The 834-nt window shown below is 38.7% G+C and carries 2 protein-coding genes; one reads left to right on the top strand and one right to left on the bottom strand.

Features of this window, described 5'->3' with window-relative positions:
- Positions 1 to 207: 207 nt before the first annotated feature.
- The gene (locus V6E55_RS25545; protein ID WP_316944129.1) at positions 208 to 780 is read left to right on the top strand and encodes a phosphoethanolamine transferase domain-containing protein; all 573 of its coding nucleotides are present in this window, start codon (positions 208 to 210) and stop codon (positions 778 to 780) included.
- On the opposite strand, the gene V6E55_RS25950 is transcribed toward V6E55_RS25545, so the two are convergent.
- Complete coding sequence (locus tag V6E55_RS25950; RefSeq protein ID WP_003032489.1) at positions 774 to 830, bottom strand: IS1 family transposase; 57 nt, start codon at positions 828 to 830, stop codon at positions 774 to 776. The two genes, V6E55_RS25545 and V6E55_RS25950, sit on opposite strands and share 7 nt — an antisense overlap.
- Positions 831 to 834 lie beyond the last annotated feature (4 nt).

The following is an 834-nucleotide window of genomic DNA, read 5'->3' as shown; positions in this document are numbered from 1 at the left end:
AAGCGTGCGTATTGCCTGAAAACACAACCCGCTACGGGGGAGACTTACCCGAAATCTGATTTATTCAACAAAGCCTCGTTAAGGTTAACCTAAGATTTCAGAATGATAATCTCTGCTTTGCAGCGAATAAGGCAATCATAATATTAGATTGAATTGTTGTAATTATCATCAATGTTTTTACTGGTTTACTATTTTCCGGAGGTGTTAATGCCTGTACTTTTCAGGGTGAAAGTTATTCCGCTGGTTTTACTTCTGGCAATGATCTTTGCGTTTTTACTTAACTGGCCAATATTGCTGCATTTTTACGAGATTTTGTCGCATTTAGAGCATGTCAAAATTGGTTTTGTCATTTCTATTCCCTTTGTTCTGGTTGCGGCGCTTAACGTTGTTTTTATGCCTTTCTCAGTTCGTTTTCTGCTGAAACCTTTCTTTGCTTTACTGTTTATCACTGGCTCACTGGTCAGTTATTCGACACTAAAATATAAAGTAATGTTTGATCAAACGATGATTCAAAACATTATTGAAACTAACCCCCAGGAAGCGCATTCCTATCTTAATGGCTCAATTATTATATGGTTCGTCTTTACCGGTATCCTTCCTGCCATCCTCCTTTTTTCAATAAAAATTCAATATCCTGAAAAATGGTATAAAGGCATTGCTTACCGTTTGCTCTCCGTGCTGGCATCGTTGAGTTTGATTGCAGGTGTTGCCGCACTTTATTATCAGGATTATGCCTCTGTCGGCCGCAATAACTCGACGGTAATGACTCCAACTTATTGATAGTGTTTTATGTTCAGATAATGCCCGATGACTTTGTCATGCAGCTCCACCGAT

The sequence above is a fragment of the Enterobacter sp. 342 genome (assembly GCF_036663495.1).
Lineage (GTDB): Bacteria > Pseudomonadota > Gammaproteobacteria > Enterobacterales > Enterobacteriaceae > Enterobacter.
The sequence above is the reverse complement of the archived record's forward strand: the minus strand, read 5'-3'. Positions and strand labels throughout refer to the sequence as shown.

What these genes read in the sequence shown, in the direction of transcription:
- V6E55_RS25545 (WP_316944129.1), top strand. Translation starts at nt 208, where the DNA reads ATGCCTGTACTTTTCAGGGTGAAAGTTATTCCGCTGGTTTTACTTCTG.